A 15,462-nucleotide genomic window follows, 5' to 3' on the forward strand; every position below is an offset into this window, starting at 1 on the left:
TTCCGGCAGCCTGCTGTTCGTCGCACCGTTCGCTGACGTAGGGTCGGTGTTCGCTCACGCACAGCAGGCTGGCTCCGCCCCAACTCCCCCGTGTCGAAGGGCTCTCACCGTGATCCGTTCCTCCCGTCGTCTGCTGCCGCTGGCCGTCGCCGTCGCGGCGGTGCCCGTGCTCGCGCTCCCGGCGGTGCCGTCCGCCGCGGCCTCGTACGGCACCCCGACGATCACCCTCTCGGCGGGCTACCTGTCCGGCGCGGTCGGCGCCGTCGGCGACCCGACGGTCGGAGTCACGGTCGCCCAGAGCGGCGCGCCCGCCTCGGCGTTGACCGTCGCCGCCTCGGCCAGCACCCGCAGCAGCGTGGCGCGCACCGGCGACGTCACGGTGACCGGCAGCGGCGGCAGCCGCACCCTGGCGGTCGCCGCCCAGGGCGTCGGCTACACCGACCTGACCGTCAAGGTCACCGGCTTGGGCGGCAGGACCGCCACCCGCACGCTGCACTACGCCGCCTCCGCCGCCGTCCGGGACTCCGCCGCGAGCCGGTACCTGACCGGCTCCAGCGACGCCTCGGCGGCGGTGGACGCGGGCGGCGGCTACATCGTGGTCGGCGACGACGAGACCAACACCCTGCGGCTGTACGACCGCAACAACTCCGGTGCCCCGGTGCGCACCTGGGACTTCAGCAGCGCGCTGGGCGTCGACAGGGAGATCGACATCGAGGCCGCCGCCCGGGTCGGCGACACGATCTACTGGACCGGCTCGCTCGGCAACAACAAGGACGGCAAGGTCAAGCCCGACCGGCAGACCCAGTTCGCCACCAGGGTGACCGGATCGGGTGCCGACACCCAGCTGTCGCTGGTCGGTTCGTACCACGGGCTGCGCGACGACCTGATCGCCTGGGACTCCGCCCACGGCGACCGCTACGGCTTCGCGGCCGGCGCCGCGGACGGGCAGGCGCCCAAGCAGATCGACGGATTCAACGTCGAGGGGCTGGAGTTCGCCCCGGGCAGCGGCACCACCGCCTACATCGGCTTCCGCGCGCCGCTCGCCCCGGCGGTGCCCGGCGGCCGGGCGCTGCTGGTACCGGTCACCAACTTCCCGTCCCTGCTCGACGGCTCGGCCGCCCACGCGACCATCGGCGAGCCGGTCGAGCTGGACCTCGGCGGACTGTCCGTCCGCGACCTGCGGCGCAACGCGCTCGGCCAGTACCTGATCGTGGCCGGTTCCTGGGCGGCCGAGGACAACTCCGCCCCGTACGCGCTGTACCGCTGGGACGGCCGCCCGGCCTCCGCGCCGGTCAAGCTGATCGACCTGCCGACCGGCGACGCCGGCGCCTGGGAGGCCGTCCCGGACGTGCCGGACCTGGACGCCCCCGGCGCCCGCGCCCAGCTGATCACCGACAACGGCTCCGCCGACCTGTACGGCGACGGCACCGCTGCCAAGGACCTCACCCACCCGGAGTGGAAGAAGTCCCGCAGCACCTGGTTCACCCTGGGCTGACCCCCGGACCGGCAGCAGACCGGCCCCTCGGCGCCGCCAGGCCGAGGGGCCCCTCCTGCGGGCTCCCGGACCTCACGCCGCCGTCCGCGCCCGCCTCGCCCGCCACCAGGCGGCCACCAGCGACAGCGCGGACACGGTGAGGTTCAGCCGGTGACGGCCTTGCGGGCGACGGGGCCGAGCCCGGCCGGCGGCTCGTCCTCACCCCGCGCGGCCCCTCACAGCTCGACCAGCACCTTCCCCCGGCTCGCCGACCGGTCGGTGTAGAGGCTGCGGTAGGCCGCCGGGATACTGTCGAACCCCTGGTGGACGGTCTGCCGGTAGCGCAGTTTCCCGCTGCGCACCAGAGCGCCGAGGTCCCGCCGCAGCGCGGACCAGTTCTCCTCGGTGAACCACTCCAGCGCGAAGATCCCGCGGATCAGGGTGCGCGGGAACATGATCATCGGCAGCAGCCGGGGACCCGCCCACTCGCCGCCCACCTGGCTCCCCCACTGCCAGCAGACCGCCACCCGGCTGTCCACCGCGAGCATCCCGAACACCGCGTCGGTGAGCGTGCCGCCCAGGCTGTCGAAGTAGCGGTCGACGCCGTCCGGGGCGAGCCCGGCCAGCTCCTTCGCCAGCCGCTCCGGGTCGTCGCCGTCGAGGTAGTTCAGCACCGCGTCGAAGCCCAGCTCCTCCAGCCACTCGGCCTTCGCCGGGGTCGCCGTGGTTCCGATGACCCTGGCACCCCTCAGCTTGGCGAGCTGGCCGACCACCGAGCCGACCGCCCCGCTGGCCCCGCTCACCAGCACCGTCTGGCCGGGGCGGACGTCCAGGAACTTCTCCACCGTGCCCCAGGCCGTCATCCCCGGGCCGCCCAGCAGCCCGAGCGCCGTGGTGACCGGCAGCGCCTCGTCGTGGTCCGCGCGGTCCAGCCGCCGGTAGGCGGGGAAGACCATCGGGAAGGTCCCGGTCTGCCAGAGCCAGGACTCCCCGTTGCCGATCACGTGGCTGCGCCAGCCGCCGAAGCCCTGCACCAGGTCGCCGACCGCGAACCGCGCGGCGGGACCGGCCCGCACCACCTCCATGATCGAGTCGGCGCCCATGTGGTCGCCGACCGGGGTGTCCAGCGCGATCCCCTGGAGGTACGGGTCCACCGACACCCACCGGGTGCGCAGCAGCATCTCGTCCTCGGCGAGCCGGACGGGCACCTCCTCCGCGACCTTGCGGTACATCCGGTCCACGTCCGGGACGCCGTCCGCGTGCTCGCTGACGATCCACTTCTCGATCCGAACCACATCACTCACGAGGTGACTCCAAACTGCCGGTCGTCGGGGCCGACCGGTTCGGTGATCAGGATGGGCGGCGGGGCCGAGTCGTCCACTTCGGCGGTGAACCGCCGGCCGTCGTCGCGGCAGATGAACTGGACGACGTGCCGGCCGGCGGCGGCCGCGCGGATCAGTCCGCCGGTGGTCGCCCAGACGCCGGAGAGGTAGAAGTTCGCCAGCCCCGGCAGTCCCGGGCCGTTGCGCTTGATCTCCTCCTCCAGGGTCTCCCCGCCCTCCACGAAGGGCTGCCAGCCGAGCACCGTGCCGTCGTAGTTGCCGGTGTAGCGGACCTGGGTCAGCGGGGTGGAGACGTCCCGGACGGCGACCGCCTCCCGCAGCCCGGGGTGGTGGCCGTCCAGGAACTCGATGACGGCGTCGCGCACCCGGCGCTTCTCCCGCTGGTACTCCCGGCCCCGGCCGACCGGCAGGGTGTGCAGCTCCTCGCCGCGCCGCAGCCGGGGGGCCTGCTCGGGGCCGGTGCTCAGCTGCCGCCAGGGGGCGATGTCGCAGAAGTAGCTGGCGTAGACCACGGTGGTTCCGGCCGGCGACAGCTCCGGGTAGTGGCGGCTGCGGAACTGGATGTTGATGCTGGGGTGGCGGATGCCGGTGAGCCTCGCCGCGAACTCCTCCTCCAGCAGGTAGGTGGTGCACGGGTCACCCGCCGGGAAGGGGCGGCGCAGCCCGAGGAAGACGGTCAGGTAGCCGGGGAAGACCATGCCCGGCTCGGTCAGCGTCCTGGTGTAGAGCCGACGGTAGGTGTCGTTCAGGTAGCGTCCCTTGAGCAGGTCCATCATCGTGGTGCGGCCGTCGCAGGCGGCCACCACGATGTCGGCGCGTACCTCCTGCCCGTCGCTCAGCCGCACCCCGACGGCGGTGTCCCGCTCGACCAGGATCTCGGTCACCCTCGCGTTGTAGGTGATCTCCCCGCCGAGCCGCCGGTAGCGCTGCTCGATCGAACGGGCCAGGCCGAGCGAGCCGCCCTCCGGCACCCCGGCCGACTGCCCCGCGTGCGAGGCGAGTTGGAAGTAGGTTGGCAGCACCGGGAAGTTGGGGTGCTTCTCGTACAGCACGAAGTTGAACGCCTCGCGCAGCAGCGGGCTGCGGAACCGCGCCGAGTAGTCGCTCATCAGCACCGAGATCGAGCGCCGGATCACGTTGAAGTACGGCAGGAAGGAGGCGAGCATCCGCCAGCGCTCCCGGCGGCCCATCAGCCCGACCGGCTTGAGGAACGGGTAACGGGCCAGCGCCAGACGGAACGTGCGCAGGCCGTCGCAGAACTGCCGGATCCGCCGGGCGTCCTCGGGGGCGAGGTCCAGCAGGTGGGCCTCCAGCCGGTCCGGGTCGGAGTAGAAGTAGACCGCCCGGCCGTCCCGGGTGCGCACCACGTTGAAGACGTCGAAGTTGCGCACCCGCTTGCCCTGCAGTGCGCCGAGTTCGAGCCAGATCCGGTGCATCTCGTTGCCCGGCCCGCTGCCCAGCAGCCAGCTGATGCAGCAGTCGAAGGTGAACTCGCCGCGGTCCCAGGCGGTGCAGCAGCCGCCGGGCAGCTCGTGCATCTCCAGGATCCGGGTGCGGTAGCCGTTCATCCGCGCGTAGCAGCCGGTGGACAGGCCGCCGAGCCCGCCGCCGATGATGACCATGCTCTGCCTGGGGTTCATTCGCCCACTCCCGACGACTCCGGTGCCCCGACGGTGACCCGGTCGAGTTGCGGTAGCCGGCCCCACTTGCCCGGGTGCCAGGGCTCCCGGTTGTCGCTGGGCCAGGCCCGGAACGGCCGGCCGAGTTCCCGGCAGAGGTACTGGGCCGCGTAGCGGCCGCTGGTGGCGGCCCGGATCAGCCCGCCGAGCGAGGCCCACTGCCCGGCCATGGAGAAGCCGCCGAGCCCGGGCAGCCGCATCCGGTCCCGGTTGACCAGCCGGTTGGCGGTGTCCTCGGCCTCGGAGAAGGCCTGCCAGGCGAGGATGCTGCCGCGGGTGTTGCCGGTGAACCGCTCGGTGGTCACCGGGGAGGCGACGTCGACCAGTTCGATCCGCGCGCCGAGCCCGGGATGCATCCGGTCCAGGAACTCCCGCACGAAGGAGGCGACTTCCTGCTTGAGGGCCCGGTAGGCCCGGCGGTCGCGGACCCGCAGCTCCTTCCAGGTGCGGTAGTCGCTGAAGTAGGTGCAGTGCAGCACCGACTTGCCGGGCGGGGCGAAGCCCTCCGCGTAGGCGGAGCGCAGCTGCACCACCAGGCTGCGCTGGAGCGAGCCGGGCAGCCGCCCGGCGTCGTGGGGCGCCAGCAGGTAGGTGGTGCAGTGCGGTTCGCCCGGCGGCAGCGGACCGTCTACCCCGACGAAGGCGGAGACCACGGCCGGGTAGAGGTTGCCCGGCTTCTCCAGCAGTTCGCCGTACAGCCGGTCGGTGGCGGGGCTGGAGTAGCGGCCCCGCAGCAGCCGGTCGAGCACCGTCGGTCCGTCGCAGGCGGCCACCACGTGGTCGGCGAAGTGCCGGGAGCCGTCCCGCAGTTCGACGCCGACGGCGCGTCCCTCCTCGACCAGGATCCGGTCGACCCGGCAGCGGTAGCCGATCACCCCGCCCAGTGAGGTGTACCGCGCCTCCACCGAGCGGGCCAGTCCGAGCGAACCGCCCTGCGGGAAGCCCGCGTTGCCGGTGTGGGCGGCGGCCAGGGTGTACAGGTACGGCAGCAGCGGGAAGCCGGCCGGCTCCTGGAGGAACATGGTCGGGAAGGCCCGGCGCAGCAGCGGGTCCTGGAAGCGCTCGGCGAAGCCGCTCATCGGGGTGGTCGCGGTGCGCCAGAACAGCCGGAAGGCGGGGAGTACGGCGCGCAGGGTGCGCAGCCGTTCGCGGGTGGTCCGCAGCGGCGGCGGGGTGAGGTCCCAGGGCAGGTCGATCGCGGTGAAGCGGCGCAGGTCCCGGCAGAAGGCCCGGATCGGCTTGGCGTCGCCGGGGGCGAGGGCCAGCAGGTGGGCCTCCAGCCGGTCCGGGTCGGTGTGGAAGGTGACGGACCGGCCGTGTTCGTCGACGACCCGGTTGAAGGTGTCGAAGTGGGTCACGGACTTGCCGTCGAGGGCACCGAGTTCGCGCCAGACCTGGTGGGCTCCGGTGCCCTCGGCGGTGCCGATCAGCCAGTCGATGCAGTAGTCGAACAGGTAGCCGTGCCGGGACCAGGCGGTGCAGCAGCCGCCGGGCAGCACGTGCTTCTCGAAGATCCGGGTCTCCAGGCCGCTCATCTGGGCGTAGCAGCCGGTGGCGAGGCCGGCCAGGCCGGCCCCGATCACGATCACCCTGGGCGGGCCGCCGGCCGGCCGCTGACGGGCGGACCAGTCCGGCCCGCGCTCAGCCCCGGCCATCGGTGGTGCCTCCGGCCAGGATCGCGGCCGCCAGTTCGGCGTTGCGGGCGGCGAACTCGCCGTCGAGCATCTCGGCGTGGCCGCCGTGGCCGGCGTACACGGCGGTGCCGGTGGTGGAGGCGCCGTGCCAGGAGCCCGGCTCGTCGCCGACGTGCACGGCGAGGCGCTCGGGTTCGCAGACCACGTCCAGCTGGGCCCGTACGGTGCCGGTGTTGGGGGTGCGGCTGCAGAACTCCAGGTACTCACGGGCCTGTTCGAGCGTCTCGCGGGCAACGATCCGCGAGCCGGTGTGGCGGTGCAGGTGCTCCTGGAGTTCGCGCTCGAACACGGCCACGTGCTCCTCGCCGAGGTCGAAGGCCTCCGTCGACCGGTAGGCGTCGAGCAGCAGCACCGAGGTGACGGTGCGGCCGCGCCGTTCCAGCTCCTTGGCCACCTCGAAGGCCAGGTTGCCGCCGAGCGAGTAGCCGAGCAGCAGGTACGGGCCGACCGGGTGCAGTGCCTCGACCTGGTCGGCGTAGCGGGCGGTCTTGTCGTCGCCGGTCAGGTAGTTGAAGGCGGCGATCCGGTGCTCGGGCAGGTGGGCGGCGAGCTGCCGGTAGACCAGGCCGTGCCCGCCGGCCGGCGGGAAGCAGAACACCGTGCGGTTCTCGGGCGCGGCGGGGTTGAACCACAGGTGGGGCTGGCCGCCGGCCAGTTCGCCGGTGACGATCTGCTCGACGGTGCGGGCCATCCCGTGCAGGGTGGTGACCTTGAACAGCTGGCCGACCGGGATGCTGATCGCGAACTCGGTCTGCAGGTGGTGGATCAGTTCGATCAGCCGGATGGAGCTGCCGCCGAGCTCGAAGAAGTCGTGCTGGAGGCCGGCCTCGGCCAGGCCGAGGAGCGTGCACCAGTGCTCGGCGACCCGCTTCTCGTAGAGGGTGACGGGCGGTTCGGGCGGCTCGCGGCCGGTGTCGGCCGCGGGCTCGGGCAGCGCGGCCAGGTCGACCTTGCCGTTCGGGGTGAGCGGCAGGGCGGGCAGTTCGGCGAGGTGGGAGGGGATCATCACGGTGGGCAGGTGCTCGGCGAGGTGGCGGCGCAGTTCGCGGCGGTCCAGCCGGACGCCGTCGGCGGGCACCAGGTAGGCGGCCAGTACCGCCTCGCCGGTGGCGTCCTGACGGACCGTCACACAGGCCTCGGCGATGCCGGGACGGGCGGTGAGGTGGGCCTCGATCTCGCCCGGTTCGATCCGGTGGCCGCGCACCTTGACCTGGTTGTCGATCCGGCCGAGCAGGTGCGCGGTGCCGTCGGCGTCCCAGTGGCCGAGGTCGCCGGTGCGGTAGAGCCGGACGGGGGTGCCGTCCAGGTCGAGGGTGCGGAAGCGCCGTTCGGTCTGCTCCGGGTCGTTCGGGTAGCCGGCCGCCACGCCCGCACCGCCGATCCACAGCTCGCCGGGCACCCCGGCGGGGACGGGCTCGCCGTAGCGGTCGAGGACGTACAGCGCGCTGTTCGGGAAGGGCCGCCCGATCGGGACCATCCGGCCGGGCTCCAGCGCCTCGGCGGCGCCCTCGTAGTAGCTGCTGTCCACGGTGGCCTCGGTCAGGCCGTAGGAGTTGACCAGCCTGGTCGTCGGGCCGCAGAGGGCGCGCAGTCGCTGGTGCTCGGCGGCCCTCCAGGAGTCGGAGCCGACGACCAGCAGCCGCAGGAAGTCCAGCCGCAGTCCCTCGCGTTCGCAGTGCGCCAGCAGGGCGCGGGCCACGGCGGGCACGAACTCGCCGCAGTCCACGGCCTCCTCGCGCATCACCCGGTACAGCCGGGCGGTGTCGAAGAGCAGTTCGCGGTCGACCAGGACGAGCGTGCCGCCGGTGCCGAGCGCCCGGGCGAGGTCGCCGGTGAACACGTCGAAGGCCGTTCCGGCCATCTGCAGGTGCACCCGGGCCTCGGTGTCCAGCCGGTACTCGGCCCGCCAGCCGGCCGTCACGGCGGCCAGGTTGCGGTGGGAGACCCGTACGCCCTTGGGGCGGCCGGTGGAGCCGGAGGTGTGGATCACGTAGGCGGGCCGGTCGGGGTCGGCGGCGGGCAGCGGTGCGGCCCCGGCGGCCGGCCGGTCCAGCTCCTCCAGGGTGACCGGCCGGGCCGGGAGTTCGGCCGGGGCGGGTCGCCGCTCGTCCACTACGACCAGGGCCGCCCCGGCGTCGGCCACCTGGTACGCGAGCCGGTCGGCCGGGTGCCCCGGGTCGAGCGGCAGGTAGGCGGCCCCGGCCCGCCAGACGGCCAGCAGGGTGGTGACCAGTTCGGGCGACTTGTCCAGGCAGACGGCGACCACCGACCCCTCGCCGACGCCCAGTTCGCGCAGACGGGCGGCGGCGCGCTGGGAGCGGCGGTCCAGCTCGCCGTAGCCGAGCCGCCGCACGGAGTCCCGGCCGGGGGCGACCACCGCGATCGCCTCCGGGTGTTCGGCGGCGGCCTTGGCGATCAGGTCGGGCAGCGGCACGTCGTGGTCGATCCGCCGCTCGGCGCCGCTGAAGGCGGTGAGGATGCGCTGCCGCTCGGCCGCGTCCAGCATCCGCAGCCGGCCGACCGGTTCGGCCTCGTCGGCCCGGGTCATGGCGTCCAGCAGGTTGCGGTAGTGCGCGGCGAGGCGCCGTACGGTGGCGGGCTCGAAGAGGTCCGAGTTGTACTTGAGGACGCAGTGGAAGCGGCCGTCCGAGCGGTCCTCGTAGGCGGACAGCGTGAGGTCGAACTGGCCTTCTTCCTCGGGGAGTTCGATGTACTCCAACCGGTAGCCGAAGCGTTCGACGGCGACCTTGTGGGTGAGCAGGATGAACATCGCCTGGAACACCGCGGAGCGGCTCGGGTCGTGCTGGAGGCCCAACTGCTCGACCAGCAGCGGGAACGGGTACTCCTGGTGGTCCAGCCCGCCGAGCACGCTCTCCCGCACCCGGGCCAGCAGCTCGGTCACCGTCGGCTCCCCGGCCAGGCTGACGTGCAGCGGCAGCGGGTTGACGAAGTAGCCGTAGACGGAGGCGAACTCCTCCTCGGTGCGGCCGGTGACGGGGCTGCCGACCACGATGTCCTGCTGTCCGGACCAGCGGTGCAGCAGCAGGTAGTAGGCGCCGAGCAGCACCATGAACGGGGTGGCGTTGTGCGCCCGGGCCAGGGCGTGGACCCGCGCGGTGAGTTCGGCGTCCAGCTGGAAGAACTCGGAGGCCCCGTTGTGGGTCTGCACCGCCGGGCGCGGCCGGTCGGTGGGCAGCTCCAGCACCGGCATCCCGGCGGGCAGGTGGCCGCGCCAGTAGTCCAGCATCTTCTGGGCCTGCGGCCCGGCCAGGAAGCGGTTCTGGTGGTTGAGGAAGTCCAGGTAGCGGGCGGCCACCGGGGGCAGTTCGGGGGTGCGGCCGCGGCTCAGCGCCCGGTAGACCTCGAACAGCTCCTCGATGAAGGTGAAGGTGGAGATCGCGTCCGAGACGATGTGGTGGACGGCCTTCATCAGCACCCAGCGGTCCGGCCCGCGCCGGAACAGCCGCAGCCGGACCAGCGGGTCCTCCGCCAGGTCGTACGGCCGCCGGTACTCGCGGACGATCAGCTCGCGGATCTCCTCCCACGGGCGCCCCTCGACGTCGAACAGCCCGGTGTCGGGGACCACTTCGGCCCGGATCCGCTGGACCGGCCGCCCCTCCTCGGCGGTGAAGGCGGCGCGCAGCCCGGGGTGCCGGGCGACCAGGAAGGCGAAGGCGGCGAACACCAGCTCCGGGTCGAGTTCGGCCCGCACCTCGACCGCGCCGCCGATGTTGTACGCGAAGCCGTCCGGGTGCAGCTGGCGCAGGAACCACAGCGCCTGCTGGTTGTGGGTGAGCGGGTAGCGGGTCTCGTCCGTGTGCAGCTCGACCTCGGCCCGCTCGGGGCCGCCCTCGGCGGCGAGCAGCGCGTCCAGGCCCTCGGTGAGCAGGTCGACCAGGTCGGCGACGCTGCCGTTGCTGAGCAGGGCCACCACCGGCAGGGCGACGCCGAGTTCGCCGTGCACCCGGGCGCGCAGCTCCATGGCGAGCAGCGAGTCCAGGCCGTGCGCGCCGAGTCCGGTGTCCGGGGTGATCCGGTCGGTGCCGGCGCGCAGCACGGCCGCCGCGGCGGCGGTGAACCGCTCGGTGGCGAGCCGGCGGCGGGTGTCCGGGTCGGCGGTGCGGTAGTCGTCCAGGAAGCCGCCGGTCCCGGCCGGGGCCTGTTCGGCGGCGCCGGCCGCCAGCTCGGCGACCAGCGGCGGCGGGGACGGGTACCAGGCGAGGAAGGTCGGCCAGTCGACCACCGTGGCGACCACCAGCTGGGCGCGGTCCTGCCCGAGGACGCGTTCCAGCACGGCGGTGCCGGCCTCCGGCGGCAGCGAGCTCATGCCGCGGGCGTCGCGGTAGTGGGCGACCAGTCCCAGTTCCTCGATCATGCCGGTGGCCCAGGGCCCCCAGTCCAGGCTGAGCGCGGGCAGGCCGGCGGCCCGGCGGTGGTGGGCCAGGGCGTCCAGGAAGGCGTTGCCGGCCGCGTAGTTGGTCTGTCCGGCGGTGGTGAGCAGCGAGGCGACGGAGGCGAACAGCACGAAGTGGTCGAGCGGTTCGGCGTGCAGCAGCCGGTGCAGCAGGTGGGCGCCGACCACCTTGGGGGCGTATCCGGCGTCGAAGGCCGGGCGGGCCATCTGGGTCAGCAGGGTGTCCCTGACCTGCCCGGCGAGGTGGAACGCGCCGCGGATCGGCGGGAGTTCGCGCTCGCGGTAGCCGGCGAGCCAGGCTTCGAGGGCGGTTCCGTCGGTGACGTCCACCGGGGCGAGCAGGGGTTCGGCGCCGAGCGCCTCCAGTTCGCGCAGGAAGGCGATCCGCTCCCCGGCGGGCGTGGCGGGTCCGACGGTGTGCCACTCGGCTCGCGCGGGCAGGGGGGTGCGGCCGACCAGGATCAGCCGGCGGGCGCCGCGCCGCACCAGGGTGCGGCAGAGCAGTCGGCCGAGCGCGCCGAAGCCACCGGTGACCAGGTAGCTGCCGTCGGGGCGCAGCACGGGCGGCAGCGGCCGGGTGAGGCCCTCGGCGGGGCGCAGCCGGCCGGTGAGCCGGCGGCCGGCCCGCAGGGCGAGCTCCTGCTCGTCGTCGGCGGCGGGGTCGGCCGTCAGCTCGGGGAGCAGCACCGCGGCCTGGTCGCCGGCCGGTACCGCCGGATCGAGGTCGATCAGCCGGCCGCGCTGGGCGACGAGTTCCTGCTGCCACAGCACCCGGCCGATGCCCCAGGCGGGTGCGCCGAGCGGTTCGACCCGGTCCTGCGGCCCGGTGGCCTGGGCACCCCGGGTGACGATGTGCAGCCGCCCGTCCGGGTGGGCGGCGGGCAGCACCTGGGCGAGGGTGATCAGCGAGTAGGCGCCGTGGGTGGCGAGCCGGTGGAGCTGCCCGGGGTCGGTGGTGTCCAGGGTGGGCAGGTCGAGGTTCCACAGGTGGACGACGTTCCGCGGGGCCGGGTGGAGGTCGGCGAACAGTCGGCGGAGGTCCTCGGCCGAGTCGGGCCGTACGGTCGCCGTCCCGTCCGCGAGGGCGTAGGCGCCGCCGGGCCGGACCAGGTGGCAGCGGGCGCCGCGGTCGGCGGCCAGTTCGGCGAGCCGTTCGGCGAGGCCGTCGTCGTCCGCGAAGAGCAGCAGGTCGCCGGTGGGCCGCTCGTGCGGGGGTGCCGGGGCGTCCCGCCAGGCGAGTTCGGTGAGCCAGCCGTCGATGGTGGCCAGGCTGACGGTGGCGGCCGCCCGGGCGACGTCGGTGGCCCGGAAGCCGGTGATCCGGCCGAGCGGGGCGCCGTCCTCGGCGTACAGGGCGAGGTCGCCGAGGAGTTCCTCGCCGTTGTCCCGGGTGACGGTGGCGTGCACCCACAGCGGGCGGGCGCCGATCGCGTCGAGCCGGAGCTCCCCGATGGAGACCGGCAGCCGGACGCCGCCGTCCTCGGGGGCGTCCGGCCGGGTGGTGAGCAGGGTCTGGAAGCAGGCGTCGAGCAGCACCGGGTGCAGGTGGTGGTCGGCCGCGTCGGGGCCGAGCTGCTCGGTGGGGCGGATCCGGGCGAGGGCCTCGCCGGGCCCGGTCCACACCTCGGCGACGGCGCGGAAGGCCGGGCCGTAGTCGTAGCCGCGTTCGGCCAGGCGCCGGTAGCAGTCGGGCCCGTCGAGGTGCCGGCCGCGGGCGCGCAGGGCGGCCAGGTCGGCGGCGGGCCCGTGGGAGCGGCGCTGGCCGGTGCGGACCCGGCCGCCGGCGTGGACGGCGGGCTCGGCGCCGGGCGGGGTGGAGGCGATGGTGAAGCGGGCGTCCTCGGGGGCGTAGCCGAGCTGCACGGGGACGGGTTCGGTGTCGGAGAGGAACAGCGCCCGGTTGAGCTCGACGTCGGCGAGCACCACCTCGGTGCCGCCGGTCAGCGCCCGGACGGCCTGGGCGGCCATCTCGACGTACCCGGCGGCGGGGAAGACCACCCGGCCCTCGATCCGGTGGTCGTCCAGGTAGGGCAGCCGCTCCGGGTCGAGCGCGGTGGTCCAGGTGGGCTGGGCGGCGGCGGTGCGGCGGCCGAGCAGCGGGTGGTCGACCCGCCCGAGCCGGACCCGCGCGACCGGTTCGGGCTCCGCCCAGTACCGATCGCGCCGCCAGGGGTAGCCCGGCAGCGGCACCGGGCGCCCGCCCGGGTGCAGCGCCGTCCAGTCCAACTCGACGCCCAGGGTGTGGAGTTCGGCGAGGGTGCGGGCGACGCGCTCGGGCTCGTCCTGCCCGCGGCGGATCGAGGGCAGGGTGTGGGCCCGCTCGGCGCACTCGCGGATCGCGTGGCCGAGCACCGGGTGGGGGCCGACCTCCAGGAACAGCCGGTGCCCGTCCTCGGCCATCCGCTCGACGGCGGCCCGGAAGCGCACCGGGCGGCGGACGTTGTGCCACCAGTACTCGCCGTCCAGCTCGGGCCCCCGGGCCAGCCCCTCCCGGGCGGTCAGGTAGAGCGGCAGCCGTGCCCGCCGCGGCTCGATCCCGGCCAGCGCGGCGGTCAGCTCGTCGCGGATCGGGTCCATCCGCACGCTGTGGTAAGGGACTTCGACGTCCAGCGGGCGGGCGAAGACGCCCTCCCGTTCGAGTTCCGCGGCGAGTTCGCGCAGCGCCTCGGTGTCCCCGGCGAGGGTGACCGCCGAGGGGCTGTTGACGGCGCCGAGCGAGACCCGGCCGCGGTACGGGCGGATCCGCCGCTCGGCCTCGGCCTCCGGCAGGCCGACGGCGAGCATCGAGCCCGTCCCGGCCAGCCGCTGCTGGAGCCCGCTGCGGGCGAGCACCACCCGGACGGCGTCGGCCAGGTCGTAGACCCCGGCCTCGTGGAAGGCGGCGACCTCGCCGGTGCTGTGGCCCACCACCGCGTCGGGCCGCAGTCCGTGGCTCCGCCAGAGCGCCGAAAGGCCCACCTGGACAGCGAAGTTGGCCGGCTGGGCGAGCCAGGTCGCGGCCATCCGGGAGTCGGCCTCGTCCCGTCCGAGTTCCTCCAGCAGCGACCAGCCGGCCTGGGCGCGGATCTGCGCGTCCACGGCCCGCACGGCCTCGCGGTAGACCGGTTCGGCCTCGTACAGACCCCGGCCCATCCCCCACCACTGGGGGCCCATGCCGGTGAACACCCAGGCCAGGCGCCGGTCCCGGCGGTCGCGGGCGCGGCCCTGGACGACCCTCGGGTGGGCCTCGCCGCGCTCGCAGGCGGCCAGGGCCTCGTCCAGCTCGGCCGGTCCGGAGTGGACCACGGCGAGCCGCTCGGGCAGGTGCTGGCGGCGACGCGCCAGGGTGTGGCCGAGGTCAGCCGGCGAGGCTCCGGCGGCCAGCTCCTTCCTTACGGCGGCGGCGAGTTCGGGCAGGGCGGCGGCGTCCCGGGTGCTCAGCGGCAGCACGGTGACGGCCGGCTGCGGCGTGGGCGCCACGGGTGCGGGCGGCGGCGCTTCCTCCAGCAGGACGTGGGCGTTGGTGCCGCCGAAGCCGAAGGAGTTGACGCCCGCGCGGGCCGGGCCCCGGTGCTCGGGCCAGTCGACGGGGGCGGTGGGGAGGTCGAAGGGCAGTGCGGCCAGGTCGATGGCGGGGTTGGGCCGCTCCAGGTTGAGGTGCGGCGGGATGCGGCGGTGCTTGAGGGCCAGTGCGGTCTTGATCAGCCCGGCGACCCCGGCGGCGGCCTCGGTGTGCCCGATGTTGGTCTTCACCGAGCCGACGTAGCAGCGCTCCCCCTCCTGGCGTCCGATGCCCAGCACCCGGCCGAGGGCGGCCGCCTCGATCGGGTCGCCGACCGGGGTGGAGGTGCCGTGCGCCTCGACGTACTGGAGGCTGCCGGGCAGCACCCCGGCCTCGGCGCAGACCCGCTCGATCAGGGCCGCCTGGGCGTCGGCGCTGGGGACGGTGATGCCGTTGGTGCGGCCGTCCTGGTTGACGCCGCTGCCGAGGATCACGGCGTGCACCGGATCGCCGTCGCGCAGCGCGTCGGAGAGCCGCTTGAGCACCACCACGCCGACCCCCTCGGCCCGCACGTAGCCGTCGGCGGAGGCGTCGAAGGCGCGCGAGCGGCCGTCGGCGGAGAGGAAGCCGCCCTTGGTCTCGGCGATCGTGTACTGCGGCGCCATGTGCAGCAGGGCGCCGCCGGCCAGGGCGAGTTCGGTCTCGCCGCGGAGCAGGCTCTGGCAGGCGAGATGGACGGCCACCAGCGAGGAGCTGCAGGCGGTGTCGATCGAGACGCTGGGGCCGCGGAAGTCGAAGCAGTGCGAGATCCGGTTCGAGACCATCGTCATCATGGTGCCGGTGGCGGTGTGCGCGGCGATGGTGGTGAAGTCGAGGTCGGCGAACTGCAGGATCTTCCAGTCCAGGGTGAAGGCGCCCATGTAGACGCCGACGTCCCGCCCGGCCAGCTCGCCGGGGCGCAGCCCGCCGTCCTCCAGCGCCTCCCAGCTCACCTCCAGGAGCTTGCGCTGCTGGGGGTCCATGTGGGCGGCCTCGCGCGGGCTGATCCCGAAGAAGTCCGGGTCGAAGGTGTCGAAGCCGTCGATGTAGCCGCCCCGGCCGCCGATCAGCCGCCCCGGCTTGGCCCGGTCCCGGCTGCCCAGGGTGCCGGTGTCGTACCGGTCGGCGGGGGTGTCGGTGAGACAGTCCCGGCCCTCGATCAGGTTCCGCCAGTAGGTGCGGTGGTCGTTGGCGTGGCCGGGCAGGCGGCAGCCGATGCCGGTGATCGCGATCCGTTCGCAGGGCACGGCGAAGGGCGAGGTGGTCATGGTCCAATCCGAGGGGGGTGGCGCGGGCGGGGGCGAGGGGGCGGCCTCGCGGAGCTCGCGGAGGGTGTTC

5 protein-coding genes are annotated in these 15,462 nt (G+C 74.3%); 1 reads left to right on the top strand and 4 read right to left on the bottom strand.

Features of this window, described 5'->3' with window-relative positions; all coding sequences use genetic code 11:
* Positions 1-160: 160 nt before the first annotated feature.
* The gene (locus ACIRVF_RS20340) at positions 161-1,495 is read left to right on the top strand and encodes a hypothetical protein (protein ID WP_402819655.1); all 1,335 of its coding nucleotides are present in this window, start codon (positions 161-163) and stop codon (positions 1,493-1,495) included.
* A gap of 215 nt (positions 1,496-1,710) precedes the next feature.
* Here the strand turns inward: ACIRVF_RS20340 and ACIRVF_RS20345 are convergent, their stop codons facing one another.
* From ACIRVF_RS20345 to ACIRVF_RS20360, 4 genes are read right to left on the bottom strand one after another with little or no spacing between them, the layout of a single operon-like run.
* On the bottom strand, positions 1,711-2,778 hold the full coding sequence (locus ACIRVF_RS20345) for a zinc-binding dehydrogenase (RefSeq protein WP_402819355.1): 1,068 nt from the start codon (positions 2,776-2,778) through the stop codon (positions 1,711-1,713).
* On the bottom strand, positions 2,775-4,439 hold the full coding sequence (locus tag ACIRVF_RS20350) for a phytoene desaturase family protein (protein ID WP_402819657.1): 1,665 nt from the start codon (positions 4,437-4,439) through the stop codon (positions 2,775-2,777). Before ACIRVF_RS20350 ends, ACIRVF_RS20345 begins: the two co-directional genes overlap by 4 nt.
* Before the next feature lie 14 nt (positions 4,440-4,453).
* Positions 4,454-6,151 carry a phytoene desaturase family protein gene (locus ACIRVF_RS20355; RefSeq protein WP_402819358.1) on the bottom strand — a complete coding sequence of 566 codons (1,698 nt, stop codon included), beginning with the start codon at positions 6,149-6,151 and terminating at the stop codon, positions 4,454-4,456.
* Positions 6,138-15,392 (bottom strand): amino acid adenylation domain-containing protein, encoded by a 9,255-nt coding sequence (locus ACIRVF_RS20360; protein ID WP_402819361.1) that lies wholly within the window; start codon positions 15,390-15,392, stop codon positions 6,138-6,140. Before ACIRVF_RS20360 ends, ACIRVF_RS20355 begins: the two co-directional genes overlap by 14 nt.
* Positions 15,393-15,462: the final 70 nt, after the last annotated feature.

It is taken from the genome of Kitasatospora sp. NPDC101157 (genome assembly GCF_044768255.1).
Lineage (GTDB): Bacteria > Actinomycetota > Actinomycetes > Streptomycetales > Streptomycetaceae > Kitasatospora.

Coding starts and splice junctions, on each gene's coding strand:
- ACIRVF_RS20355 (WP_402819358.1), bottom strand. CDS start 6,151: ATGGCCGGGGCTGAGCGCGGGCCGGACTGGTCCGCCCGTCAGCGGCCG.
- ACIRVF_RS20360 (WP_402819361.1), bottom strand. CDS start 15,392: ATGACCACCTCGCCCTTCGCCGTGCCCTGCGAACGGATCGCGATCACC.
- ACIRVF_RS20350 (WP_402819657.1), bottom strand. CDS start 4,439: ATGGTCATCATCGGCGGCGGGCTCGGCGGCCTGTCCACCGGCTGCTAC.